The organism is Paenibacillus monticola (assembly GCF_009664975.1).
GTDB classification, from domain to species: domain Bacteria; phylum Bacillota; class Bacilli; order Paenibacillales; family Paenibacillaceae; genus Paenibacillus_AQ; species Paenibacillus_AQ monticola.
In genome coordinates this window covers 296,096-322,610 of sequence record NZ_WJXB01000004.1, presented here as the reverse complement: position 1 = coordinate 322,610, position 26,515 = coordinate 296,096, and the positions used below count along the sequence as shown (strand labels likewise).

General features: G+C 49.2%; 25 protein-coding genes. 8 read left to right on the top strand and 17 right to left on the bottom strand.

Going from position 1 to position 26,515, the window contains the following annotated elements:
* Nucleotides 1-54: 54 nt before the first annotated feature.
* The 4 genes from mprF to GJB61_RS14110 form a co-directional block, all read right to left on the bottom strand.
* Nucleotides 55-2,706, bottom strand: a complete 2,652-nt coding sequence (mprF, locus tag GJB61_RS14125; RefSeq protein WP_154119138.1) for a bifunctional lysylphosphatidylglycerol flippase/synthetase MprF — start codon at nt 2,704-2,706, stop codon at nt 55-57.
* A 257-nt stretch (nt 2,707-2,963) separates the two neighbouring features.
* Nucleotides 2,964-3,314 (bottom strand): FlxA-like family protein, encoded by a 351-nt coding sequence (locus GJB61_RS14120; RefSeq protein WP_229521681.1) that lies wholly within the window; start codon nt 3,312-3,314, stop codon nt 2,964-2,966.
* 110 nt (nt 3,315-3,424) lie between these two features.
* On the bottom strand, nt 3,425-4,330 hold the full coding sequence (locus GJB61_RS14115; RefSeq protein ID WP_154119137.1) for a DMT family transporter: 906 nt from the start codon (nt 4,328-4,330) through the stop codon (nt 3,425-3,427).
* Between the two features lies 1 nt (nt 4,331).
* A complete protein-coding gene (locus GJB61_RS14110; RefSeq protein WP_338115852.1) occupies nt 4,332-5,558 on the bottom strand; it encodes a multidrug effflux MFS transporter in 1,227 nt (408 codons plus the stop codon).
* Nucleotides 5,559-5,736: 178 nt separating this feature from the next.
* Between GJB61_RS14110 and GJB61_RS14105 the strand changes: the two genes are divergently transcribed.
* Nucleotides 5,737-7,557 (top strand): glycosyltransferase family 39 protein, encoded by a 1,821-nt coding sequence (locus GJB61_RS14105; protein WP_154119136.1) that lies wholly within the window; start codon nt 5,737-5,739, stop codon nt 7,555-7,557.
* Between the two features lie 24 nt (nt 7,558-7,581).
* Here the strand turns inward: GJB61_RS14105 and GJB61_RS14100 are convergent, their stop codons facing one another.
* The 6 genes from GJB61_RS14100 to GJB61_RS31730 all read right to left on the bottom strand — a co-directional run bounded on the left by GJB61_RS14100 (nt 7,582) and on the right by GJB61_RS31730 (nt 11,497).
* Nucleotides 7,582-8,436 (bottom strand): AAA family ATPase, encoded by an 855-nt coding sequence (locus GJB61_RS14100; RefSeq protein ID WP_338115812.1) that lies wholly within the window; start codon nt 8,434-8,436, stop codon nt 7,582-7,584.
* A 223-nt stretch (nt 8,437-8,659) separates the two neighbouring features.
* The gene (locus GJB61_RS14095; RefSeq protein ID WP_154119135.1) at nt 8,660-9,262 is read right to left on the bottom strand and encodes an alpha/beta hydrolase; all 603 of its coding nucleotides are present in this window, start codon (nt 9,260-9,262) and stop codon (nt 8,660-8,662) included.
* Nucleotides 9,259-10,209, bottom strand: a complete 951-nt coding sequence (locus GJB61_RS14090; RefSeq protein WP_154119134.1) for a ring-cleaving dioxygenase — start codon at nt 10,207-10,209, stop codon at nt 9,259-9,261. Before GJB61_RS14090 ends, GJB61_RS14095 begins: the two co-directional genes overlap by 4 nt.
* A 50-nt stretch (nt 10,210-10,259) precedes the next feature.
* The gene (locus tag GJB61_RS14085; protein WP_154119442.1) at nt 10,260-10,661 is read right to left on the bottom strand and encodes a DoxX family protein; all 402 of its coding nucleotides are present in this window, start codon (nt 10,659-10,661) and stop codon (nt 10,260-10,262) included.
* Nucleotides 10,662-10,857: 196 nt separating this feature from the next.
* The gene (locus GJB61_RS14080) at nt 10,858-11,328 is read right to left on the bottom strand and encodes a MarR family winged helix-turn-helix transcriptional regulator (RefSeq protein ID WP_154119440.1); all 471 of its coding nucleotides are present in this window, start codon (nt 11,326-11,328) and stop codon (nt 10,858-10,860) included.
* The gene (locus tag GJB61_RS31730) at nt 11,300-11,497 is read right to left on the bottom strand and encodes a hypothetical protein (protein ID WP_229521679.1); all 198 of its coding nucleotides are present in this window, start codon (nt 11,495-11,497) and stop codon (nt 11,300-11,302) included. Before GJB61_RS31730 ends, GJB61_RS14080 begins: the two co-directional genes overlap by 29 nt.
* Before the next feature lie 675 nt (nt 11,498-12,172).
* Here GJB61_RS31730 and GJB61_RS14075 point away from each other — a divergent pair.
* From GJB61_RS14075 to GJB61_RS14060, 4 genes are all read left to right on the top strand, one after another.
* Nucleotides 12,173-12,871, top strand: a complete 699-nt coding sequence (locus GJB61_RS14075; protein WP_154119133.1) for a futalosine hydrolase — start codon at nt 12,173-12,175, stop codon at nt 12,869-12,871.
* Between the two features lie 11 nt (nt 12,872-12,882).
* Nucleotides 12,883-13,722: a 1,4-dihydroxy-6-naphtoate synthase gene (locus tag GJB61_RS14070; protein WP_154119439.1), complete on the top strand. Its 840-nt coding sequence runs from the start codon at nt 12,883-12,885 to the stop codon at nt 13,720-13,722.
* A 160-nt stretch (nt 13,723-13,882) separates the two neighbouring features.
* Entirely contained in the window at nt 13,883-14,707 is an 825-nt protein-coding gene (locus tag GJB61_RS14065; protein WP_154119132.1) for a class I SAM-dependent methyltransferase, read from the top strand.
* A 127-nt stretch (nt 14,708-14,834) separates the two neighbouring features.
* The gene (locus tag GJB61_RS14060) at nt 14,835-15,506 is read left to right on the top strand and encodes a hypothetical protein (protein WP_154119131.1); all 672 of its coding nucleotides are present in this window, start codon (nt 14,835-14,837) and stop codon (nt 15,504-15,506) included.
* 356 nt (nt 15,507-15,862) lie between these two features.
* On the opposite strand, the gene GJB61_RS14055 is transcribed toward GJB61_RS14060, so the two are convergent.
* The 4 genes from GJB61_RS14055 to GJB61_RS14040 are packed head-to-tail and all read right to left on the bottom strand — an operon-like array spanning nt 15,863 to nt 19,650.
* Nucleotides 15,863-16,933: an ABC transporter substrate-binding protein gene (locus GJB61_RS14055; RefSeq protein WP_154119130.1), complete on the bottom strand. Its 1,071-nt coding sequence runs from the start codon at nt 16,931-16,933 to the stop codon at nt 15,863-15,865.
* Nucleotides 16,930-17,751 carry an ABC transporter permease gene (locus GJB61_RS14050; protein ID WP_154119129.1) on the bottom strand — a complete coding sequence of 274 codons (822 nt, stop codon included), beginning with the start codon at nt 17,749-17,751 and terminating at the stop codon, nt 16,930-16,932. The genes GJB61_RS14055 and GJB61_RS14050 overlap by 4 nt, the downstream gene beginning before the upstream one ends.
* On the bottom strand, nt 17,748-18,554 hold the full coding sequence (locus GJB61_RS14045; RefSeq protein ID WP_154119128.1) for an ABC transporter permease: 807 nt from the start codon (nt 18,552-18,554) through the stop codon (nt 17,748-17,750). Before GJB61_RS14045 ends, GJB61_RS14050 begins: the two co-directional genes overlap by 4 nt.
* Nucleotides 18,544-19,650: an ABC transporter ATP-binding protein gene (locus GJB61_RS14040; protein ID WP_154119127.1), complete on the bottom strand. Its 1,107-nt coding sequence runs from the start codon at nt 19,648-19,650 to the stop codon at nt 18,544-18,546. The genes GJB61_RS14045 and GJB61_RS14040 overlap by 11 nt, the downstream gene beginning before the upstream one ends.
* Before the next feature lie 312 nt (nt 19,651-19,962).
* Between GJB61_RS14040 and GJB61_RS14035 the strand changes: the two genes are divergently transcribed.
* A complete protein-coding gene (locus tag GJB61_RS14035; protein WP_229521677.1) occupies nt 19,963-21,087 on the top strand; it encodes an FUSC family protein in 1,125 nt (374 codons plus the stop codon).
* An 89-nt stretch (nt 21,088-21,176) separates the two neighbouring features.
* Here the strand turns inward: GJB61_RS14035 and GJB61_RS14030 are convergent, their stop codons facing one another.
* Together GJB61_RS14030 and GJB61_RS14025 are read right to left on the bottom strand one after the other, a co-directional pair.
* On the bottom strand, nt 21,177-21,779 hold the full coding sequence (locus tag GJB61_RS14030; RefSeq protein ID WP_154119125.1) for a flavin reductase family protein: 603 nt from the start codon (nt 21,777-21,779) through the stop codon (nt 21,177-21,179).
* 17 nt (nt 21,780-21,796) lie between these two features.
* The gene (locus GJB61_RS14025) at nt 21,797-22,687 is read right to left on the bottom strand and encodes a DMT family transporter (protein ID WP_154119124.1); all 891 of its coding nucleotides are present in this window, start codon (nt 22,685-22,687) and stop codon (nt 21,797-21,799) included.
* Between the two features lie 96 nt (nt 22,688-22,783).
* On the opposite strand from GJB61_RS14025, the gene GJB61_RS14020 reads away from it, so the two are divergent.
* Together GJB61_RS14020 and GJB61_RS14015 are read left to right on the top strand one after the other, a co-directional pair.
* Nucleotides 22,784-23,656 (top strand): LysR family transcriptional regulator, encoded by an 873-nt coding sequence (locus tag GJB61_RS14020; protein WP_154119123.1) that lies wholly within the window; start codon nt 22,784-22,786, stop codon nt 23,654-23,656.
* Nucleotides 23,657-23,677: 21 nt separating this feature from the next.
* Entirely contained in the window at nt 23,678-24,658 is a 981-nt protein-coding gene (locus GJB61_RS14015) for an aldo/keto reductase (RefSeq protein WP_154119122.1), read from the top strand.
* 123 nt (nt 24,659-24,781) lie between these two features.
* On the opposite strand, the gene hcp is transcribed toward GJB61_RS14015, so the two are convergent.
* Nucleotides 24,782-26,434, bottom strand: coding sequence for a hydroxylamine reductase (hcp, locus tag GJB61_RS14010; protein WP_154119121.1), 1,653 nt, complete (start codon nt 26,432-26,434; stop codon nt 24,782-24,784).
* Nucleotides 26,435-26,515 lie beyond the last annotated feature (81 nt).

The window sequence follows — 26,515 nt, the reverse complement described above, 5'->3', positions numbered from 1 at the left end:
GCATTAGTATGGCCGATTTCCACCTTATCGTCTAGGGCATATTCCACACATGCTCTATTCCTCTGCCTCAGGATGACGGGATACAAGCCTTACCAAGTCCAGTGTCAGGATCGGCAGCGCTAGCGTAGCGGGATAAGCCAAATAACGCGGCTCCCAGTCTGGAGCGAACTTTTCCTTATACTTGCGCAGACCGGAGAAGCCGTACCAATGTCCTCCCCGTTTATACACAAGGTGGGCCAGCTTCTCCTCCCGCAGCGCACCAGAATTCTCACCCACGCTGGACAACGGGGCATTGCCAAGATTAAATCTGTGATAGCCTTCAGACTTCGCCCAATCCAGAAGACGGACAAATAGATAATCCATCGTTCCGTTTGGCGTGACCTTCCGGTGGCGCATCAGATCAATAGAGACCGTCAATTGCTCATCATATCCCGGTGCAATCGAGGCAAAAGCCAACACAGCACCCTCAGTGCTGCGCAGCAGCGCTATCGGGGCTAACTGCAGATAGGCCTCCTTGAACCAGCCAAGCGAGTATCCCTTCTCCGTCCGTCCGTTCAGCCATTCATCCGAGATTGACCGCAGCTCTCGCAATAAACTCTCAGCATGCGGCGCTTCAACAACCTCAAACAGGTAACCCTCCCGCTCAAAACGCTTGCTTATACTGCGAAAATCGCTGAACTTCTTGCCGCTAAGCGTAAATGTATCCAACGGTACCAAGGCCTCCTCACCCAGCTTAAAGAAGCGGTAGCCTTGCTCGTGATAGATCGGCAAAAGAGCAGGTGTAGCCTGATAAAAGACTACAGCCAAACCATAATTGTCAGCGGTCTGTCGAAACTCACTAATTCCTTCATTAATCAGACTCTTCTGCCCGAGCGGGTCACTCAGTACGACAAGTTTGTCCCTCACTCTGGCAAAAGCAAAAAGCACTGTTCCACCTTGCGCCCAGAAGAAGCTTTTGTCACCCAGAAACAGCATGTGGGTCAAGGGATTACCTGGCACATCGTTCAAAAAAATCCTCAGTCTCTCCATATCCGCAGTACCGAACAGCGCCTCCACTTTGTGTTGGGGTCGGAGGGTAATCAGCATCGTGAGCAATAACCAGGAGAAGACCAGCCCGCCTACTGCCGTAAAGGCGACATTACTATGCTGCTGCAGCCACTCGGGCTGCATACCAGGCGGAAGATGCTTCATAAAACCGCGATGCGCATAGCTTCCCAGCAGATAATAACTGAGGGCAATAATAGAGGACAGCACAAACCACCAAATCGTGCTTTGCTTGCTGACCGGTGCACTGATCCGATAGAAACGGGCTTTCGATATCCATAAGATCAGGGCTACTAAGAGCAGGAACAGGGCCTCTTCATAATCGAAGCCTTTGGTGAACGTAAACACAGCTCCGCCGAACAACAAAATACTGGTCCATATGTAGGCCCTGCGAATCTGCAGTGAAATGCCTCGCGATAAAAGAATGAGCATAAAGCCGATCAATACAGACAGCAGGTGCGAAAGCTTCATCATGGGCAGCGACAACAGTTCTTCTGTGATACGAAGCCTGTAGAGAAGCTCAGGTGTGGCTGCCGACAGCAGCATGATAAGGCCGCTGGCCAGTACCAGCTTGCCGAGCGCCCACATCCCAAGATCGCTCAGGAAGGAATATTGTTCCGGCCATCCCCAAATTTTTTGCCACAGATTGAGCGAGGGCTCTAGCCCCGCTGCTGTTCGATCCAGCTGTTTTTTTCCCTGCAGTCCGATCTCCAGTGCCGCCAGCACCAGCCCGATAAGCCATGGAATGACATAGTAGAACAGCCTGTAAATGACAAGCACGGCCATCGCCTGGTCGGTTCCATGCCCAAGCTGGGTAAGTCCCAGCAGTGCAATCAGATCAAAAGCGCCAATTCCGCCAGGTGCCATGCTCAGGATGCCAGCAATCGCGGCCACTGTATAAATGCTGAAGAGAGTCACGAAATCGGCTCCACCCAGTAGGTGATGACCGATCGTCCAGAACGTCAACCCGGCAAAGCTCCATTCCAGAAATGAGGCACTGACTGAGGCGGCTACCGTAATCCACGGTGTTCTTCCTTGCCCCCCGTTAATCCATTTCGCATATAACGATGAGCGCTGTATAATCACAAAAACAGGTAAATAAAGCGCCATGCTCCATACGGCGAACACCAGCCAGCGATGCTCATGCAAAAGTGTCGTTGCCGGAAGGAGACCGAAGATATTCCCCCAAGACAGCAAGGACAAGCCTGTAATCATTAGCGGGGAAAGAAAGACTATGGCTGGTGTCAGCACCGAGGTTGGCACACCACTCTTCTTATATAGAAGTGTCCGCAAGCCTACTCCGGCCAGACCAGCAAAGCCAATCAGATTATTGAACGTGTTCGCAATCCAGGCATAGCGGAAGGTGCTCCATAGACTTATTTTTAAACGAAAATGAAACCTGATTAAATAGTCATAGGCACTCATGACTGCCACCGAAAGCAGTGAGATTCCAATCATTTGCAGAATGGCAGATGCCGGCACGTTTCTTAGCTCATGTACGGTACGACTTAAATGAACCCGCTTCAGCTCCTGCTGCCCCTCCCAGTACACAAGAGCTATGATGGCTACTGGAAAAAGCGCTCTAACCGCACGTATCCGGTAAATGAATAAGACTAGTCTTACAATTCTGAATCGTTCTAATGTCTGTTTCATTGAATGCATGTTCTATACCTGCCTTTACCTGAACAACCGGATGGTTCGTGTGCACATTAAAATTCCAGCTTTGTCCATTATAACAATACCTACAACAGAAGGCTCGCGACAAGGAAGTCCTCCTATATAAGACCGCCGGCAGAGCTAATTTCCCTGCAGCATTGAAGAATAATTTGTGACTTTTCCGAAAATGTACAGCATAAAAAGAGGACACCCTTCACAGCAAAGGATGTCCTCTTTTTATGTAATACTAATTACAACCGCACTTATACCCGAATATCAAATTTCCCTTCACTATCCGTGGTTGCGGTAGCTATGTCTTGAGCACTGGCTGCGACAATGGCATTGTTATTCACAGGTTTCTCCGGCGCTTGCGCAGTACTGCTTGCGGAGGATGAGCTGTTTTTGGCCTTCTGGGCAATTTGGGCTTCAATCTGCTTGATCTGTGCCTCAATTTGCTTAGTCTTTGCTGCCTTAGTCTTCTCATCATCCTTGCTAGAACTCACTTTTTCCAGATCGGATTCCAGCTTTGTTTTTTGTTTCTCAAGCGCGCTAGTATCGGTTGCACTGGAAGCTGTATAAGTTGTAGTACTTGCTACTGATGATACATTCATCATTCCCCCCCCTTTCATACTTCCACTATAATCCTTTTGCAGGAAAGGAACGTTAAAGCCCGCTGAAAGTTTGCTGAAAGTATGTTGGGAAGAGTTGTAGAAACATGGCCGCCTTACACCCTTCTCTGGTCCGCTAGTTCCACTCTATTCCCGCCCTTGGGACGGGCCTTGCGGTTAACGAGTGTTACACTCAGGAGAATGATAATAAGTCCAATGATTGTGTTCAGATAGATCTGTTCATTCAGGAATATAGCCCCCCACAGTATGCCGAAGATGGGCACGAGAAAAGTTACACTTACCGTCTTCACAGCGCCTACATTGCGAATGAGCCGGAAATACAACAGATAGGCAATGGAAGTACAAAGTAGCGAGAGGCCGATTACGGAAAAAACTGCGGCAGAGGACGGCATATGTCGGGGAGTAAAAATAACGGCCAGCGGCAGCAGCAGTACACTCGCTCCGAGCTGCTGTCCTACGGCCAGTGTCAACGGCTCTAAGCCTTGACTGGCACGTGAAGCATACAACCCGCCAAATCCATAGGACAATGCAGCTCCTAGTGAAAACAACACGGACAGCAGGATCTTGCCCTCCATAGGCACCGGACTCCAACCGACGAGAACGACAACTCCGAACAGCCCCACGCCGAGACCTACGGTTTTGGCCCAGCCGGGTCTTTCCTGCAGAGTGCCCCAAGCAGCCAAAGCTGTGAACATCGGTGTAGTCGCGTTCAGAATGGCTGCCAGCGAAGCACTGAGGTTCAATTCCGCCATGCAGATTAGCGTAAAGGGTAGTGCAGCATTGAGGCCTCCGAGTATGAGGAATTTCTTCCAGTGTCGCCAAATATCAAGCTGTCGTCTGGTAAACCTAGCATAGATAAGCAGCGCAGCCGCAGCCAGGCTGACCCGAAGTTCTGTCGTAAAGACCGGCCCAAACTCAGGAGAAGCGATTCTCATGAATAAAAAGGAAGCTCCCCAGATTAGGGCGAGCAATAGCAGCGTTGATAGATCTTTACGGCTCATTCTATGACTTTCCTCCTCTTACAAGCAATTTATAAGATAAAATAGAGCAAGTTCCGGCCGCTGCTATGACAATCGCCATCGGAAGCGCTGTTTCTCCACCGCCAAGACCCACGAGCGGAGCTACGCACCCGCCAAGCAGCAGTGGCAGTAGTCCCAGCAACGCCGAGGCGCTGCCTGCGGTTTCCCCCTGATCCTGCATCGCCAGTGAGAAACTGGTTGTTCCCACTAACCCCACGCTGGAAACCACAGCAAACAAGCAGATCAGGATGGGCAGCAGGCCCCCTCCAACAAGAATGGTAACCAACAGTAGAAGACCACCCAATGTACTGAGCAGAAGACCGCTAATGAGCAGTTTTTCCTCCCCCAGTCTTCCAGACAATCGGCCTGCCAATTGGCCCGTGAGTATAATTCCAAGTCCGTTCATAGCAAAGATCAAGCTGTAGATTTGTGGTGAGACCCCAAAAATATTTTGCAGTACGAAGGAAGAGCCGGAGATATAAGCAAACATAGCCGCAGTAACAAAACCTTGAGAGAGCGCATAGCCCATAAATTTCCGATTACCAAGCAATATGCGGAAGGTTGACAAAGTACCCTTAATTCCACTCTTGGAACGCCTATCCTTCGGCAGTGTCTCCGGCAATCGCAGCAGAATGGTCACGAAAAAGAGAATGCCAACGATACATAATACGACGAACACACCTTGCCACGTTGTCAATCTCAGCAGTTGGCCACCGATGACTGGTGCTACGATTGGACCCAGACCGTTGACGATCATCAAGAGAGAGAAGAACCTTGTTAATTCGGAGCCGCTGTACAAGTCACGGACGGCAGCGCGCGAAATAACCACACCTACCGAACCCGCCAGTCCCTGAATAAAGCGCAACACGACCAGCAGTCCGATTGAGGGACTAAACGCGCAGAGCAGCGAGGAGATGGCATAGATCAACATCCCAATCAGCAGCGGACGGCGGCGGCCATAGACATCGCTCAGTGGTCCTGCAATCAGCTGCCCCGAGGCTAATCCCAGCAAAAAGAGGGTCAGACTAAGCTGTACAAAGGCAGCGGTTGTCCCAAAATGCACGGCAAGTGCAGGCAGCGCCGGCAAATACATATCAATCGACAGAGGGCCGATCGTAGCAATAGCGCCTAGAATAAGTGCCAATTGCAATCTCTGTTTACGTGTTGGACCCGTAGCGGCAAGAATATTATTATTGCTAAGTTTGTTAATCACAGTACTTACGCCAACCTTTCCGTTGATACCCTTGCGGCAGTTTTTTTTGTATTCTTCATACTACCTGAAAGGAACTGGAATTTTCAATCCTTTTGTGATTTATGATTTGGACCTTCAGTGTATTTTCAGGTGGGCTGTTCATAATAAAATCATATGTAAGAGAGGAGTGCATCCCTTGTCCTTTATCCACAATCACAAGCTCAAAATCATACTTAGCCTGGCCCTGCTGCTCTCCCTTGGATTAAGCGTCTACTCCTTAGCGAATGTGGATACAACGAATACTTCTACCACTCTCGATACTCAATGGGGAAATAGAGGTGGAGGTTTTAACCAGAGAGAGGGGGGGACTGCCGGTATGGCTGCCCCCGGTGCAGACAGTAATGCCGCGACACCGGGAACCGCAGGACAGAGCGAAGGTACAACAACTCCTGATGCTGCTGACAGCGGCTCCCAAACACCAGGAGTATCGCCAGACGGTACGTCTTCCGCAGCAGGTGGCAACACGCCATCCGGCGCAGCTCAGGGTGATACGTCTGCTTCCGACAGTAGCGGTGAACGCCCTGCTCGTGGTCAAGGCACCACGGATGGCAGCGGCGCAGGCTTCACCCGTCCATCCGGCGGCGGACAGATGGGCGGCGGGGGTATGGGTGGCAATAGCTTTGGCGGTGCCTCGGCAAGCAGAGATTATGGAACACCGCTGGCCTGGTATGCTGTTATTTTTGCCGTATTATTTATCGCAGCCTTCTACTATACCCTGCGCGGCAAGCTTCACATTAAGGAGCATCGTAAAACAATGCTTGTCGGTCTGCTTCTCGCTATCGGACTCTGCCTCAAACTAGCCGCAGCCCCATGGATCAGCGGGTATCAGAGTGACATTAATTTCTTCAAGACCTGGGCAACACAGGCTGCGGATAGCCTGAGCGGCTTTTATCTGAATAGCACAAGCGATTATCCGCCTCTCTATATGTATGTTCTTTATCTTACCGGCAAAATCGTCACGCTACCGGCGGCAACTCCCTATTTTATGACGCTGATCAAGCTGCCCTCTATTCTCGCCGATACGGCCACTGCTTATTTGCTCTACAAGGCTGCGCGCCGATACTTCTCGTTCGAGACGGGCTTGCTTATTGCTGCTTTTTACATGTTTAATCCAGCCGTGCTCATCAACGCGACCTTCTGGGGACAGGTTGATTCCTTCTTCACGCTGATTGTAGTTTCTGCCATATGGCTGCTCTGTCAACGCAAATATGGCTGGGCAACAGCTGTGCTGACTTTGTCTGTTCTCATGAAGCCACAAGGGATCATCTATGTGCCTGTGCTATTCTTCGCAACGGTGCGCTCAGGTTCACTCAAAGCGTGGCTTAAAGCAGCGGGCGCAGGCATATTGACCCTCTTGATCGTCGTCCTGCCTTTCTCTTCAGGACAGAGTCCATTATGGCTGTATACCCTCTACACGGGTACGGTCAATGAATATCCATTTGCATCAGTGAATGCCTATAATCTGTTCGCCTTGCTGGGAGACAATTATACCGAATCCTCCTCCACACTAGCCTTCTTAAGCTACCATGACTGGGGGATGATATTTATCGTGCTGACCACACTATTTACCGGATGGATGTACCTGCGGAGCAAAAATGCGGCCATTGCCGCTCTTGGAGCTCTGCTGCAGATTGCCGGTGTCTTCACACTATCGTCCAGCATGCATGAACGGTATTTATTCCCGGCAGCTGCACTCACCTTGCTGGCCTACACCTATTGGCGGGACAAACGCCTGCTATGGCTGGTGTTCGGGTTCAGTACAACGATTTTCCTCAATACCTATGCCGTCTATTACGGTACTCTTAGCCGCGGAAGTGCCTACAATTTCACGATGTTTGCCGCTTCTCTGTTAAATCTCGCGATGTGCGTACTGCTTGTAAAGATCATGTGGGATCTCTCTCGCAAAAAAGAGCTTAATGAAACACAGCTCCCGGCGGCTGCAGCCGTCTCCAGCTAATTTATAAAAAGAAGACCTCCGTTATCACTGAACCAAGTAATCCCGGAGGTCTTTTTCGTGTTCATGCCCTATTCGCGGACTGTACTCCGACAGTGCATTTTCAATATTATTATAGTCGAGCACGCCATCTTCAATAATCGATTTACGTTTGGCCTTCAACACGATTTGCTCAATATCGGCAAAGCTGCAGCCTGTAAGCAGGTCTGCTGCCTGCCGTGAAAGACCCGTCTCACTCAGCTCGGAACCAACGAGTAGTTCAATATACTTCAGACGATCCGCTTCGGTAGGCATACCATAGGTCATTTTAGTATCAAAACGACGCCATATAGCGGTATCCAGCTCATCCTCCAGATTGGTTGCAGCTACAAAAATACTATCTCCCTCGAACTCATCCAGACACTGCAGCAGTGTGTTCACTACCCTAGCCATTTCCTTGACTTCATCGCTGGAATCACGCATCCGGCCCAACGCGTCAAATTCATCGAGAAACAGTACACAAGGTGTGGCATTGGCAAAATCAAATATCTTACGTACATTGCTGCCCGTTTCACCTAAGTGGCTGTGAATGATTGCATCCAGCCGGACCAGTACAAGAGGGAGCTCCAAACGTTGTGCGATGTAGAAGGCGGTCAGCGTTTTCCCTGTTCCTGGAGGCCCAAACATGACGATCTTATTCGGCATAGGCACATCCTGCTCCTCAAATTTCTCCTTCATCCCCAGGATGGTTATAAATTCATCGACAATCGTACGATTCTTATCATTCAGAACAATACGCTTCACCTTGCGAGCACATTCCTTAGGCGTATAAATAGTGGCCATATCAATGCCTTTGGCGCGTGGAAGACGAGCTGCGGTACTGCTTTTAGTTTTGCTATTCACTTTATTTGCTCCCTGTTTATCTATTATCAGATAGTAATAATTACGAATAAGTGTATCAAAATTTTATCGGAACCGCCACTTTTTAATTAATGCAGCAGACAAAACTAACCTAATAACGCTTTAGAAGTACAACCTTACCGCTACCTCTGCACAAAAAAGCCCCCTAAGTCGGACACTTTGAACAAAGTGCCTGCCTATAGGGGGCTTTGTACTATTCATCAACTTAAATCTGCTGCAGCCAATCTCTAGCTGCCTCTGCTTCTTCAGCACTCAGGCGATGCCCCTGATTGCCCCAAAGTGTGGTCACCTCAGCACCGGCTCCCTGCAATAAGGACTCCAGCTCCTGGGTTTCCGCAGTAGCAATAATCGGATCATTCTTACCCGCTCCTATGAAGATGGCATGACCTTCAAGAGAAGGAATCTCCACATTTCGCAGCGGCACCATCGGATGCAGCAGAATAGAAGAGTGGAAGATATCCTTATAATGAAACAACAGGCTGCCAGCAATGTTCGCACCATTGGAGTAGCCGACAGCAATTAGCTGCGTAGCGTCGAAGTCGTATTGTGCCGCTGCCTCATCCAGAAATTGCTTGATCTCATGTGTGCGGAAGATCAGGTCCGGTTCATCGAACACGCCTTCAGCTAACCGCCGGAAGAAACGAGGCATCCCGTTCTCCAGCACGTTGCCCCGGATACCTAGTACGGAAGATTCAGGCGACAGCAGATCAGCCAGCGGCAGCAGGTCGTTCTCAGTACCGCCAGTGCCATGGAATAATACTAATGTTGGCTTGGTTTCGTCTGTACCCTTACGGAATACATGGATCATCCCTGCTTCACCTCAATTTCACGAATTTGAAAAGGACTGAGATTCTCTTCGATAGCCGCACGGTGCGGTTCAAACCAGGATGGAAGCATCAGCTTCAGCCCCAGTGCATCCGGCTCTTCATCATTAGCAAAACCCGGAGGATCGGTAGCGATCTCGAACAGGATTCCACCCTCTTCACGGAAGTAGATCGCATTAAAGTACTGGCGGTCTTGAACCGGTGTAGGCTGATAACCATGGCTTTGTACCAGAATCCCCCACTCCAGCTGTTCAGAATCATCTATGGCACGCCAAGCGATATGATGTACTGTTCCGGTGCCTCCCGCTCCCTGCGGAACTGGAGTAGCCTTCAGGTCAATAATATTGCCTATATTTCCAGTTGATCTGTACCGTATATACCCGTCGCCCTCAGCGATACGCACCATGCCCAGTGTATGACCAAGCGTATCCGCTGTTTTCAGCGGGTTCGTGCTGTAGAGAACGGCGCCGCCGAAACCTTTGATCGCGTGTTCCACAGGTACTCCGGCGAAGGACCACGTACTAGGAGCACCTTCTTCACGTTCCACCAGTTCTATCCGCAAGCCGTCATAATCGGCGAAGGAAAGATAGGATTCCGAGATTCGGCTCACTTCAGTAACAGGTATCCGGTAAGTAGCAAGCCGCTGCTCCCAGAAGTCCAATGAGCCTACCGGTATCGCATAAGTGGTTACGCCAACCTGCCCGCCGCCAATTCTGCCTTTACGTCCTGTGGACCAAGGGAAGAAGGTAATAATCGTGCCCGGTGCACCCTGTTCATTCCCAAAATACAGATGGTAGACCTCTGGAGCATCGAAGTTAATTGTTTTTTTGACCAGCCGCAGCCCGAGAATCCCCGCATAGAAGTCAGCGTTGCGCTGTGCATCTCCCACAAAGGCCGTAATATGGTGTATTCCTGAAGTTTGTAATGTCATTAGTATTATCCCCTTTCTCAAAATATAAGAATATTTTCACGAGAAACTTCTTAGTTAAAAAACAGTGCGTCGAGTGAAATCGAACCTGGACCAGCTAGTGCTACAGCAAGTGCAATCACCAGCACAGTCAGCGGAAATTCAACACCGTTAGACGTAGACCAGAAACCATTAGGTGCATGAACCTTGATAATTGCTCCAAGCATAGTTGCTATAATCAGTACGGCTGCAACCGGAGTAAACAGACCCGCTACAAATAGTATTCCTCCAACTAACTCCATCAGTCCGGCCAGCACCGCCATTGCGACACCGGGTTTCATGCCGATCGACTCCATATACCCGCCGGTCCCTTTTGGACCATATCCACCAAACCAACCAAATAGCTTTTGTGCTCCATGCCCTACGAACGCAACCCCGATAACCACTCTTAACAACAATAATGCTACACTTACCATTTTCAACACTCTCCATTCTCTTTGATTTAATTATCTTAACGTTAAGATATTAGGTAAAAAATTTTGTGTTTATACTTTGACTATAAGCCTTAACGAAACGCCTGTGATTTACTTGCTCCGTTGGATATGTCGACTGTAGAAATTCGCTTTATATGATAAATACTTTAGGTGCTAGTAGTTAGTATCTTTGCCGATTCTACACGCCTTTGCCAAGTTTCTTCAGTAATTCTATGGCCTGATCCTTCTCTTCATTGTTCAGTCCGCCCATCAGATTATGGATGGAAGATACATGTTGGGGGAATATTTCATCAAAAAGCGCACGGCCCGCTTCAGTAATCTCTGCATAAGTCACGCGCCGATCATCGCTGCACGGTACACGCTTCAGTAGTCCCTTACTCTCCAGCTTATCAATATTGTACGTAATGCTGCCGCTGGTGACGAGGATCTTCTCGCCAATCTGCTGCAGTGGAATACGCGTTCTATGATATAACACCTCAAGCACCATGAATTCAGCAGAGGCTAATCCGTGACTCTTCATATCCTTAACCGCGTGGTCCATCAGGCTCTTATAGGCCTTAGACAAGACAACGAATAATTTCAGTGACGCTGCTTCATCCTGCTCAGCAAGACTGTCAGTCTTATTTATTGTCTCCTTGAATTCGCTCATCATTCACACCTCCGCTTCCACTTTCACTTGTCTTTAAGTTAAGTATCTTTAAGTTAAGATAAATATAATCTATACCGCCAACTTTGTCAACAGCCTCTGCAAAAAAAGGCGCGAATTGACCTGACCTCCAAAACGGCGTATCCTTTTCCTTGCGATACTGGTTTGGCAAGCGTCTTCATGGTGCTACTGCCCATTCTGGCTCAAAACCAAAATTAGCGTTTGATGCGAACCAACACCGAGGCAAACATATAAAGCCTGAATAGTTGCAGATCAATCCAGGCGGACTGTAGATCCGCTATTTTACATTCGAAAGGGATTACGGGATAGGAAGCGGACTCAGAAAACGCTATTGAATTAGAAACTGGATCTTTTGCGAAAAAATTGGGGCAATAGCGTCCATGGAGTCCGCCAAACTCCCATATCGCCTGATTTCGGGCAAATAGCTGCTTCTCAGTCCGGTCCCGGTTTGTGCTCTCTTTAGCTCAACAAGCCACCTTACCTTTTCTAAGGTCCACTGGGTCAATCTCTGATTTTGCCGACAGAAACCCTATTCTACTGTACTTAGTACATTAGAATACACTCATATGGGCAGGAATTTCGATTCTAATGTATTTCATACAGTAGAATTAATCAGAATCGCTCTTATACACATTATTTGCCGGAATCTAAAGTATGAAATACAACAGAATCGTTCTTTCAGGTCAAATCCGAAGATTCTACTGTACTTTCTGCAATGAAAGAGGTTGCTTGTCATCTGACTAATCTTATTCATCGGCATATCCTCACTTATGAGGAAAACTTTCAGCTAGGCGCATGTCTCTATATGATAGAAGGAGGTTGGACGATGAGAACATTCCCTAATAACTCCTCCACTGGCGCAGCTGTGGAGGGACAAGCCTCGGCGCCGCGAGTGCTGATCGTGACTGCGGTCGCAGCCGAGCGGGATGCGGTCCTGCGCGGCCTGCAGGGCAGCGGCAGGTTCCATGTTGTGGCGGCTGGCGCTGGCACAGCCGCAGCGGCGGCGGGTACCGCCGCTGCACTCGCAGCCGGTTCCTACGGCTGCGTTATCAGCGCCGGGATCGGCGGCGGATTCCCGGGAGTGGCATCCATAGGCTCGCTGGTCGTAGCCAGCGAGATGATTGCCGCCGACCTCGGGGCCGAGACGCCGGAGGGCTTCCGCTCCGCTGCTGAGCTTGGCTTCGGCAGCGTGACCGTGCCGGCAGACTCCGGCACGGTACAGGCGGTAACGGCCGCGCTGGCAGCGGCCGGGCTTAACGTCAGCACGGGCCCCGTGCTGACCGTCTCGACGGCGACCGGCACGGCGGAGACGGCCGCCGCACTCGCCGCGCGCCACCCGGGCGCGGCGGCTGAAGCGATGGAAGGCCACGGAGTAGCCGTGGCCGCCGTGGCGCTAGGGCTCCCGGTACTGGAGCTCCGCGCGATCTCAAACGCGGTCGGACCACGCGACCGCGCAGCTTGGAAGATCGGCGAAGCCTTGGAAGCCTTAGAGGCTGCCGCCGCAATATTACTGGAGGTGCTGTAATGACAACTGAGCTGAATATTGCTTTCTCGCCCTGCCCTAATGATACGTTTGTCTTCCACGCTTTGGCGCATGGTCTTGTACCGAATGCACCCAAGCTTAATGTAACCTATGCCGACATTGATATTACGAACAACCTCGCTGCCGATGGTGTTGGACCGGAGGTACTCAAAATCTCCTACGCCGCCCTCCCCTGGGTCTTGGACCGCTACAAACTGCTCCCGTGCGGCGGCGCACTGGGTCGAGGCTGTGGCCCTCTGCTGCTGACCGCTGGCGGACCTACATCTGTGAAACGACCAGCAGGACTAACTGGACGCAGGATTGCCGTTCCAAGTGAACGTTCTACCGCCTATCTGCTGTTCCGGCTCTGGGCCGCCCAACATGTGCCGGGCGGCATCGGCGAAATCGTCGTTATGCCTTTTGATGAGATCATGCCTGCTGTACGGGACGGTCATATCGATGCTGGATTAGTGATCCATGAAGCCCGCTTCACCTACCCTTCCTATGGACTCCACATGCTAACCGACCTTGGCAGTTGGTGGGAGAGTGATACTGGACTGCCGATACCACTTGGCGCTATTATCGCCCGCCGCGATCTCAATACAGAAGCCATCACCGGCTGGATTCGCAGCTCTCTGCAATATGCTTGGGATCATCCACTGGAATCAAGAGAGTATGTCCTGAGCCATGCACAGGAGCTCGAGCCTGAAGTAGCCAAATCACATATTGATCTTTATGTGAATGATTTCTCCATGAATCTCGGCGAGGACGGCTATGCAGCTATATCAGCTCTGCTGGATCGTGCGGCTGCAGTGGGATTAGTCCCTGCCGTTGATCCCGCGCTGCTGCGATAGATAGGCAAACGCTCTTTTTATGAGCTATAACTATTCAATAGTTCCCAGGCTGCCCTTTTAAAGTGCCCTGGGGATTTTTGCTTATTCCACTGCATATATCTCATACTATATAAGGATGAATTCTATTTCGGTTTGTGCATGAAGAATAAAGGAGGATTATATGCTGCCAAAAGGAAACAGCAAGCAGAATATCGACCGCTTCTTGGGATTTCAAAATGACTATGACCGCCACCGCCCCACGGCTCCAGCGCTTGTTATAGAAGTGCTGACGAATTACTTGGGAAGCAGACCTTCGCGTGTTGCCGATATTGGCTGTGGAACAGGCCTATCCACCTTTTTGTGGAAGGATGCTGCCGACTCTGTAATCGGTATAGAGCCCAACACAGACATGCTGGGAAAAGCACTTGAGAAGCTTGGCCAGGATCCGCAGGCTGCTGCTTCTTTATCTTTTGTACAGGGCTATTCCAATCAGCTTCCACTCGTATCCGAAAGTGTAGATATTATAACCAGCTCGCAGTCTTTTCATTGGATGGAGCCGGTAAGTACACTGCAGGAAATAGCACGCTGCTTGAGACCAGGCGGAGTCTTTGCCGCCTATGATTGCGACTGGCCACTAGTGCTTCAGCAAGACATAGAGGATCAGTACAACCTTCTGATTAGCAAAGCCGATGAGCTTCTAACTGTCCTGCTCCCCGAAACGGAGAGAGCACATAAGTGGGACAAAGAGAAACATCTGACCCAGATCAAATCCAGTCAAGCCTTCTCCTTCGCCAGAGAAATTGTGTTCCATAATACCGAGTCCTGTAATGCAGAACGTTATGTGGGTCTGACTCTTAGTCAAGGTGGGATACAATCTGTACTTAAGCTTGACCCGTCTAGCCTGGTTCAGGATATCGCAGCTTTCACGACTGCGGTGGAGCAATATTTTCAGGGACGGACGCTGCAGGTTCTGATATGTTATCGAATGAGAATTGGAATAAAATAGCGGCCAAAGCTAGTCATAGGCCAGAGTTTATCCTATACTTGCAATGAAGAGACGAAGAACGTCCCGATTTCCCTCTAGTGAGGAGAGTCGGGGCGTTTTCTATTTTTTGGAGAAGAGGGTGAGCGATTTGGCATTTGAAGAAGTACATTGTGAATTCATCGAAAAACACCTCGCAAGGAGGAGTGGTGAGCGGCTGGGTCGGCTGGAAAGAGGACATCGCCACGCTGAAGTTCTATTTCTACGCAATGTGTGGTGGCCGCTCCGCGGGGACTTTGAGGATCTTCACCCCGAATACGAAGTTGCTGACTGGCGGGGCAGATCATATTTCGCCGATTTCGCTTGGTTACCTGGACACATTAAGATTTTAATTGAAATAAAAGGCTTTGCCACGCACGTACGTGACATGGATCGGCAGAAATATTGCAATGAATTAAATCGCGAAACTTTTCTATACGCCATGGGGTATCAAATCATTTCCTTCGCTTACGACGATGTTGAACAACACCCCGACCTCTGTATCACCTTGCTGCGCATGGTTTTGAGCAAATATCAAGCCGCACAAGTGCCAGTTTCGCCCTTGCTTTTGAAGGAAAAAGAAGTTATCCGTCTAGCCCTTGGACTAGTCCGCCCGCTTCGCCCTAAGGATGTCGAGATGCATTTTGAGGTTCATCACAGAACCGCAGTCCACCTGCTACACAAAATGTGTGATAAAGGGTGGCTGTTACCTTCCTATAGTGGCAATCAGAAAAGAATCGTCCGCTACGAGTTAGCACGGGGAGTGCTAGACTATTTTGATTAACGGCAATTAGTGCATCTAATTCGCTCATTTTCACGGTTTTCGAGTAAATAAATGCATATAATGCCGTTAATTCTATCTATAATAGCTGATTACTCTATTTATCACCGATTTAGAGGCACAAAATGCAGTTAATCCTGTATTTCAGCTCAGACCGACTCAATTAACGGCAGAAATTCATGTTAAATCCAAGGTCAATAATCCCAGCAAAGCGAATCTGACGGGGTTCGGCGTTCTCGACGTCCGACGATCCGGTATTCGGGGATTGAGATAATAGTGTGGTGGCAGGGTGAATATTAGAACAAAAGCGCCCAATAGCGGAAGACCGCAAATTAGACGCTTTTTAACTCAGACACTCATTATTTATTCATTTTGAACTTCAAGAACAACTCATTGTAGTGAGCGAGCATCCGTTTTCCGAGATTGTCATAGACTTCAAGCCGATCCGTCAGCGAAGCAGGCGGATAGAAGCGTGTGTCCTCAGAGACCTCAGCTGGCAGAAGTTTCAACGCAGGGACGTTAGGTGTGGAATAACCGACATATTCAGCATTTTTCGCGGCCACGTCCGGGCGGAGCATAAAGTTAATGAACTGATGCGCTCCATCTACATTTGCCGCCGTGCGTGGAATGACCATATTATCGAACCATTTGTTCGAGCCTTCCTGCGGCACGACATAATCCAGCTTATCGTTCTCATCCATAATCTCGGCGGCATCGCCCGACCAGACAATACCTACAGCGGCTTCTTCATTAGCCAGCAGCATTTTGATCTCATCGCCGACGATCGCCTTCACGTTAGGAGACAGCTTGTTCAGCTTAGTGAGTGCTGCCTGCAAATGAGCTTCATTCTGGTCATTCACTGAATAATGTAGGCTGTTCAGTGCCATGCCCATCACCTCGCGCGCGCCATCAACCAGCAGGATATTATTCTTCAGCCTGCTGTCCCATAGGGAATCCCAGCTGTCAAAGGTCATCCCCTTGGTCATTTCAGGGTTATAGATAATACCTACCGTTCCCCAGAAATAAGGTACCGAATACTCGTTGCCAGGATCGAACGAAAGATCCATGAACCGTGAATCTATATTGACCAGATTCGGAAGCTTGCTATGGTCCAGCGGCAGCAAGAGCTTCTCTTCTCTCATCTTGGCGATGGCATAGTCGGAAGGGATGACGACATCAAATGTCGTTCCACCCTGCTCCACTTTGGTCAGCATCGCTTCATTGGAATCAAAGGTCTGGTAGATGACTGTGATGCCGGTCTCTGTCTCGAATTCCTTCAGTAGCTCAGGCTCGATATAATCGCCCCAATTGTAGATAGTCAGTGTATTGGTGCCCGAATACCCCTCATTCGAGTTCATCCATGCCCCCAGATACATCAGAGCAAAGGCGGCAATCAGGATCGCTAGAAAAGTATTAACCAGCTGTTTCATCTAGGCACCCCCACTTCAGCGACAGGCTCTGCGATGCGAGCGCGATGTTTCCGGAGTGTCAGGAAGTAATAACCAACAACCAGCAGAATTGTAAACAGAAAGATCATCGTCGAGAGTGCGTTGATTGACAAGGATACCCCTTGCCGCGCTCGGGAATAAATCTCCACCGACAAGGTCGAATACCCGTTGCCTGTCACGAAGAACGTAACCGCAAAGTCGTCCAGTGAGTAGGTCAATGCCATAAAGAACCCACTGAATATCCCTGGCTTAATAATCGGCAAGATGACTTTGGTCAACACATCCCGACGACTGGCCCCAAGATCACGTGCCGCGTCGGTCAGCGTTGGACTCATATCCTGCAAATGCGGCAGAATCATCAGTACCGCAATCGGCACGCTAAATGCCACATGCGAGAGCAGTACAGAGACGAATCCGAGCTTAATGCCGACAATGGTGAACAGAATCAGGAAGGATGCTCCAATAATGACATCCGGACTGACGATTAACACGTTGTTTAGCGACAGCAGACTATTTTTGGCCCGTCGGCTACGGGTACGTTGAATGGCTAGCGCTCCGACAATGGCAATCAAGGTTGCTATAGCAGAGGACAACAGTGCGATCACCAGCGTATTAATCACGATGATAATCAGCCGGGTATCCTGAATCACCTCACGATAATAATCCAGCGTAAAGCCTTCAAATTCATGCATGGTCCCGCCGCTGTTGAACGAATAGTACATTAGATAGAAGATAGGCGCGTAGAGCACGGCAAACACCAGAACCAGATACAGATTGGAGAATCCATTTTTATTTCTCATTTCTGCACCCCTTTCCGCGAGCCGCCGGTAAGAATCATGAACAACGCCATAATGGCAATAAGGAATACCGCAACCGTAGAGCCCATGCCCCAATCCTGTGTGACCAGAAAGTGTTGCTCAATCGCGGTGCCAAGCGTAATTACCTGGCTGCCTGCGATGAGCCGGGTGATCATAAACAGAGAAAGTGCCGGTATGAATACCGCCATACAGCCCGAACGCACCCCCGAGATCGTCAGGGGGAAAATCACCCGCCGGAACGTTGTCCAGCCGGAAGCGCCCAGATCGCGGGCCGCATCGAGCAACGACAAGTTAAGCTCTTCAAGTGCGCTATAAATTGGCAGAATCATGAATGGGATAAAGATATAGACGGACACAAATACAAAGCTGAAGCCCGTGAACAGAATCTGTTGTTCACCAAGCCCGAGCAGGTCAAAGAAATTATTAACCGGTCCGAACTTGCCGAAGATCCCAATGAACGCATACGTCTTCAGTAGCAGATTAATCCATGTAGGCAAAATAATCAGCAGCAGCCATAGCTGCTTGTGCTTGGTTCTTGTTAGTAAATAAGCTGCCGGATATGCAATCAGCAAGGAGAACGCCGTGATCAGAAACGCATACCAGAAGGAATTTAGCGTCATTTTGAGATACACAGGCGTAAAGAAATTTATGTAATTGTCTATGGTAAGATGCCCGTCCAGATCAAATAGAGAATAATAGATAATTAGGAGCACCGGTGCAATTACAAACAAAGCGATCCATAAATAATAAGGGATGAGATAATACGACCGGCCCTTATTCTTCATGACTCTCCACCTCGCCATAAGCTTCCAGACGTCTGTCGAACTCTTCCTCCGTTTCGCCAAAACGCATGACATGAATGGCTTCCGGATCAAAATAAAGGCCAATTTCACTGCCTACTGTTACTTTCCGTGTGGAATGGACCAGCCATTCATGCCCGGATTCATCATAGCAGCAGATCTCGTAATGCACGCCCCGGAACAGCTGGGAATCCACACGCACTTTCAGTTTGCCCTGCTCCAGTGTGGCAATCTCCAAATCCTCCGGCCGGATCACGACCTCCACGGCTTCATTAGCTTTAAGTCCGGCATCGACGCATTCAAAACGGTGGCCGCCCCACTCTACCACATAGTCTTCAATCATTACGCCGGGTACGATGTTGGACTCCCCAATGAAATCCGCCACGAACCGGTTAATTGGCTCATCATAAATATCGTTAGGTGTACCGCTTTGCTCAATCCGGCCTTCATTCATGACAAAGATCCAGTCCGACATGGCTAAAGCCTCTTCCTGATCATGGGTTACGAAGATAAACGTAATCCCCAGACGCTGTTGCATTTCCCGCAAAATATACTGCATCTCCGTGCGCAGCTTCAGATCAAGCGCAGACAAAGGCTCATCAAGCAGCAGCACCTGCGGCTCGTTGACGATAGCCCGGGCAATCGCGACACGCTGCCGCTGTCCGCCGGACATTTCGCTCACACCGCGCTGCTCGTAACCGACAAGGTTAACAAAGCGCAGCGCTTCCTGCACCTTTTGCGTGATAACATCCTTCTTAAGCTTCTTAATGCGCAGTCCGAAAGCCACATTCTCGAATACGTTCAGATGTGGAAATAACGCATAATCCTGAAACACCGTATTGACCTGCCGTTCGTTGGCGGGAATGTGGTTAATGACTTTACCGTTTAGATAAATAGAGCCTGCAGTCGGCTCCGCGAATCCGGCGATCAGACGCAGTATAGTCGTTTTGCCGCAGCCAGATGGGCCGAGCAGCGTATAGAATTTACCACGTTCAATCTCGAAACTGACTCCCTTTAATACTGCCTCTTCATCGTCATATTGCTTGATGACCTCGTCAAATGAAATAATAGTGCCTTCCAGGGTAGTTATAGCTAACGACCTCCCTTACCTTATGTAGTACAAACTATTTTACCCGTTTCTGACGGGGAACAATCGAACAAGAGCATGCTGAGCGCTGGTAAGCGACAATTCCTCCCTTAGTTCGACACACTTCAATAGTTATAGCATATAGGATGAGTTCCTTTTATGCCATAGTTTACATTGTTAAAATGAACCTGGAAACTTAACAACTTCGTAAAGACTTCAGTCCTTACAACATGATTTGCGGTGCTATAATGAAAATGAATGAAAGTGGATGATGTTTTCTTATTTTCGTGAAAGAAGATGAAAGTTATGAACGAGGGGTTACAAGACCGCCTTGAAAAATATGGATTCTCGCTTTATATGATACGGGTTACACTGGCTGCTTCTCTCTCATGGGTCGCGGTGCACAGCCTTTATGGCGACCGTTTTTTATACTTTGCACCCCTTGCAGCCATTCTCATTACGCAAGGGAGTGTTAAAGCTTCACTGGAAAAAGGGGTTTACCGACTGCTCGGCATTGTGCTCGGCGGTACCGTCAGTCTGATCGTGGGCCAGTTCCTTAATGTAGGGGGGCTATCCATTCTGCTGATCCTGCTGATCGGAATCGGGATCGCCACAGCTTGTCGTCTGAATATGCAAGCTGTCTCGCAGATTGGTGTCACTTCCGTGCTGGCTCTTACCTTTTATCAGGATAATTATGTACTATGGAGAGTGGCAGAGACCTTAATCGGTGTGGCAATTGCCCTCGTTATAAATATGATTATTGTGCCTCCTAAAGGATTCGTCAAGATCAAAGGCCTAGCATTCGAAGGAAGCTTGCTGCTAGCCGATGCGTTAAGCGGCTTGGTTCCCGGTGGACGGGGGTTCTCTCAGGCTTCCGCAATTTTGGAACGCTCGGGAGAACGACTGGCGCGCAGCGGCCAACAACAGAAAGAAATGCACTATACCGTGTCCCATTACCAATATCGCGGTGAGCTAAACAGCTTGACACAGGCCACGAAACATCTGAAGGTGATCCATTCCTATGTTAAGGAAATCTCCACAGAGCTCCAGCTTCTGCCAGCGCGTTATGCCGCTACTGATTGGATGGCCGAGGTCGTAGAGGCTACCGCTGATTGTATTGCCCTTTTCGGGACCAAAACCTTGTCTGACGCTGAATGCCAACGTTCCCTGCCAGAATGTCTGCACCGTGCCCGTGACCTGCAGCTAGCCTGCTTTGCAGAGCTGCAAGGACAATGCTCGCTAAGTGTCATCCGTGACCTTGGTGCCGTCTTCTCTCACTTAAACCGCGTGCTTGAAGAAGTTGAACAGGCTGACTTCGCCGCGCTTTCGGCCGCACCGCAGCGTGCCACTGCCAAAGCTGAAAAAGCACATGCCTTACGTTTTCCAAGCAGAAACGGCTTTACCGAGCGCACCCGTTTCTCGGAGAAATAAGAAGGACGCTCCACAAGCAATAGCTTGAGAGCGTCTTTTGTTTTGCCAATAAACAGTTATTCGCCTTCCACATCCAGCGTCCTACTCCTTCAAGCTTTGAACTGCGGTCTGTCCATATCAAAGATTCGGCCAATCGCAGCATAGGAAGCACCTGCCAGACGGCTTACCGGCTTCAGCTTGCCGATATCGATGCGGCCATTCTCATAAAGCTCATCGTCAATATAGAAACCAATGACCTCACCAATGATCATGTCACAGTGACCTAATTCCACATGCTGTGCCAAGCGGCACTCCATGGCGATTTTGCATTCCTGAACCCGCGGAACCTTTACCGCTTGTCCGGGAGTTGTAGTAAGTCCAGCAAGTTCAATTTCACTAATCCCGCTGGGCGCATTAATGGAGGTATGGTTAATAGCGGCGACATTATCCTCGTCTACGATATGCACGATAAACTCCTTGCTGGCCAGAATGTTACGGGCAGTATCCTTCATTTCTCTATTTGGCTTCCGCACACATGAGAACATAATCATCGCTGGATCATCATTCACTATATTAAAAAAACTGAACGGGGCGGCGTTGACCACCCCTGCTTCATCTAGCGAGGTTACAAAAGCTATCGGTCTTGGCACAATGCTGCCGATCAGCAGCTTGTAGTTGTCATGAACCGTTTGCTCGTCCGTACGAATAAACATGAAAGTTCCCCCTTTTTCTAAGTACGGAACTGCTTAGCGGTCCGCCCTATTCTTACATTCACCATAACAATACTGCTGACTATCAGCAGTAGGCCAACCACCAGATTCCAGGTGATCTGTTCATTTAATAATACTACGCTTGCGCCTATGGAAATCAATGGGATCAAAAAAGTGAACGAGCCTACCTTACCGGCTTCTCCTTCATTAATCAGCTTAAAGTAAACCAGCCAACCCAATGCAATAACGAAAATGGCAATAAACAGCGTGTTTAAAACAAAGGAAGAATTCCAGGTGATATCCGTCCATTGCTCTGTCACCGAACCGAAGATTAGCAGAACAACCCCGCCGATTGTAATCTGCATCGCTGTCATCCATAACATATCCACTCTTGCTGCGTTCCGTTTCAGATAGATCGTACCCAAAGCCCAACTCAAAGCACTGGCCAGTGCAAGTATAATACCGGAAAGTGAAATACTGCCGGTAATGCCTCCGATACTGAGTGAAGCTACCCCGAGGAAACCAAGCAGCAGACCGGTCATTTTGAGGCCGTACATACTTTCTCCCAGCCAGAGCCAGGAGAAGATACCGAGCAGCACAGGCTGCAGAAATACGATTGACGAGAACAGCCCTGCAGGTACATATTGCAAACCAATGGTCTGAAAACCATAATAGAAAACAATGCTTAATACCGCCGAGGTAAGATAAATCGGCCAAAGCTCCTTGAAGCGAAGCGCTTGTAGCTTCGGCAGTGCGATCAGGATTAGAATGAGGCCGCCAATGACCGTCCGGATTCCTGCAAATAACAAGGGCGGAGAGTAGTCCAGAGCAATTTTGGAAAGAGGCCAATTGATGCCCCATACTACTACCAGAAAGATAAGAAGCATAACGGATTTCTGCTGCTGAGACATGTGCTCACTCCTTGTCTATGATTCATTCCAAATGATACAATACATGTACTCATAAATAAAATGAATTATAATCATAAGGGGCATACCATTTCTGATATGAACAACAACCAAATCCGCTTATTTGTCAAAATTGCTGAGAGCGGCAGCTTCACCAAAGCCGGCCAGGAATTGAATATGACCCAACCCGCAGTCAGTCGGGCTATCGCCTCCCTCGAATCAGAGCTAGAGGTGAAGCTGCTGCTGCGTGATCGTCGTAATGGCCTGATGCTGACTGATATCGGCAAGCGCATCCTTGTTGTTTTCCGGGAAATTCTCATGGGCTTCGATAAGGTTCATCAGGAGATCTGCGCAGAAAAAGGCCTGGAGCAAGGGAGTATCCGGGTTGGTGCGTTTCCGGCGGCATCCGCTCATTTTTCCCCAAAAATTATTAGCTCGATCGCCCGAAAATATCCCCATATTGAGATCCAATTGCATGAAGGCTCCATCGCCGAGGTCAAGGAATGGCTGGAATCCCGCATCATTGATATTGGTTTAATTATCTCCCCGTATGGGGAATTTGAAACCATTCCCTTATATAGAGAAAAGCTTTATGCAGTATTAAGAGACGACCACCCCTTGCAGCAGAAATCCGTCGTCTGTGTCCAGGATCTGGCGAATGAACCGATTTTGCTCTGCAGAGCTGGCTATGAAACGCCGGTGGTAGATTTATTTAACCGAAGCGGCAGCATTCTGAAGGTGAAATATGAGGTCAATAATTATGCTACAGCGCTTAATATGATTCAGGAGGGCTTGGCTGTTGGCGTGATGTCTGAACTGTCATTGTTATCATTGCCTCCTAATGTAGTGGTCCGGGAGCTGGAGCCTGAAGCCTACAGAGATATCCATCTCGCGGTAAATTCACTGGCAGAGTCGTCGATTGCGGTTAAGTTATTCATAGAAACTGCCTTGCAGCTATTCACCAATAAGTAATTTAAAAAAGGAGTGTAAACTATGAAATTTCATCGGCTTGGAAACAGCGGACTGCAAGTATCCGCTTTGGGTCTCGGGACGAATGCCTTTGGCAAACGGGCGGACCAGGAGACTTCAATCGGAATTATTCATGCGGCGCTGGAGCACGGAATTAACTTTATCGACACCGCCAATATTTATGCAGGCAGCGAGTCGGAGCGGATTATAGGTCTGGCCCTTATGGGCAGACGGCAAAATACGGTGCTGACCACCAAAGCAGGTTTGATACGTAGTGTTGGCCCCAACGGAAGCGGCTCCTCGCGCCATCATCTGATGCATGAACTGGAGGACAGTCTCCGTCGTCTGAAGACTGACTATGTCGATCTGTACCAGATCCATACCTTTGATCCCAACACACCACTGGAAGAAACACTGCGTGCGCTCGATGATATGGTTTCTGCGGGGAAAGTACGTTATATCGGGGCCTCCAATTATGCAGCGTGGGAATTGATGAAGGCACTTGGAATTGCTGAAGCACGAAATTTCACCAGATTCATTTCCATCCAGTGTAGTTACTCCCTTGCTGATCGTACACCAGAGAATGAGTTAATCCCGCTGTGTCTCGATCAGGGAGTTGGAGTGATCCCTTACTTCCCGCTGGCTGGCGGGATTCTCACAGGAAAATATTCGATTAACGGCGCAGTACCTGTTGGTTCTAGAGCCGATACCGATCCTAATTTCAACAGATTCCTGAGCGCTGACCGAATAGAGCTTGGAGATACGATTAGCGGAATGGCCCAGGAGCTGGGTACCTCCTCCACAGCGTTATCTTTAGCCTGGCTAATGAATCGGCCCACTGTTTCCACTGTAATCGTTGGCGCCACACGCGTACAACAGTTAGAGGAGAATTTGCAGAGCAGCAAGCTTACTCTAAGTACTGAAACCTTGAATAAACTGGATGAAGCCAGCCAACCTTTCCGTCACGGCGAGCCGTTCGCGGTCTACCGACTTCCTAAGCAATAAGCTGGCCTCTAACCGAAAATGAATGGTACCTCGCTATAATCTCAAACAAAAAATCGGCCTATGGTCTGCAGCTCCAACAGGGAGCGTACAGAATCACAGACCGATTTCGTTGTTATTATAAGGTTATACCACTGCCATAAATTGCTTCATATCCTCTTCTACACTACCAATACCACTTATTCCAAAGTTATCGACCAGCACTTTAGCCACATTAGGGGATAAGAACGCTGGCAGAGTTGGGCCAAGATGAATATTCTTCACACCCAGATGCAGCAGCGCCAGCAATACGATTACCGCCTTCTGCTCATACCAGGCAATGTTGTAGGAAATCGGCAGCTCATTAATATCCTCCAGGCCAAAAACTTCCTTCAGCTTCATCGCAATGACGACCAAAGAATAAGAATCGTTGCACTGACCGGCATCAAGCACACGCGGAATGCCACCTATACTCCCAAGCTCCAGCTTATTATATTTATACTTCGCACAGCCCGCCGTAAGAATCACTGTATCTTCCGGCAGTTCGGAAGCAAAATCTGTGTAATAATCCCGACTCTTCATCCGGCCGTCACAGCCTGCCATCACAAAGAACTGTTTGATGGCACCTGTTTTCACAGCATCTACGACCTGATCTGCCAGGCCTATGACAGCTGCATGGGCAAAGCCACCAATAATTTCACCAGTTTCAATTTCAGTTGGAGCCGCACAACGTTTGGCCTGCTCCACGAGAGCAGAGAAATCCTTCGCTCCGTCAGCACCGGCCGGAATATGCTTCACACCAGGGTATCCGGTATGACCTGTTGTATACAGACGGTCTACATAGCTATCCTTTGGCGGCACGATACAATTGGTAGTCATCAGAATCGGTCCATTAAAGCTTGCGAATTCCTCCGTCTGCTTCCACCAGGCATTACCATAGTTGCCTACGAGATGATCGTATTTCTTGAAAGCCGGGTAATAATGGCCAGGCAGCATTTCGCTGTGTGTGTATACATCGACTCCGGTACCTTCTGTCTGCTTCAGCAGCTCTTCCATATCCAATAGATCATGCCCGCTGATCAGAATCCCAGGACGGCTACCTACCCCGATGTTGACCTTGGTAATTTCCGGATTTCCGTAAGTGGTTGTATTGGCCCGGTCCAGCAGCGCCATCACATCGACGCCAAATTTACCACATTCCATAACGAGAGCGATCAGCTCTGCCACGCCCAAATCGTTATCCAAGGTGGCCGCTAATCCTTTTTCCATAAACACATGTACGCTATCTTCGTGATAACCGAGTACAGCCGCATGCTCCATATAAGCTGCCATACCCTTCAGCCCATAGGTCAACAGCTCGCGTAAGGAACGGATATCCTCATCACCTGTGGACAGAACACCTATGTTTGCCGCTTTAGCTTCCAGCTCTGCATCGGTTCCCGGAGTCCATAATGCAGCATCATGAGCTCCCAAAGGAATCGTTGCTTCCGTGCCGTCCAATCTGGACTTCCACTGGTTCCGCAGCGCAATGCCCTCTCTTACTCTAACAATAAATCCTTCACGATCAAAGTTAGCATTGGTTATCGTGGCGAACATACTCTCAGCGATGAATCTTTCCGTTGCCAAATCTGTTAGGCCGAGCTCCCGGCCTTGTATTGCATAAATGGAGATCCCCTTCAGCGTATACAGCAAAAGGTCCTGCAGATTGGCAACCTCACTGGTCTTACCGCAGACTCCTTGAATGGTACAGCCTGTTCCTTTAGCTGCTTCCTGACATTGAAAACAAAACATGCTGCTCATTGTACGTTCGCTCCTCTGTTAACCTAATGTTTACATCTGTTATCCATTGTAGTAGACTGGCGTCAAACAATCGGTAACAGT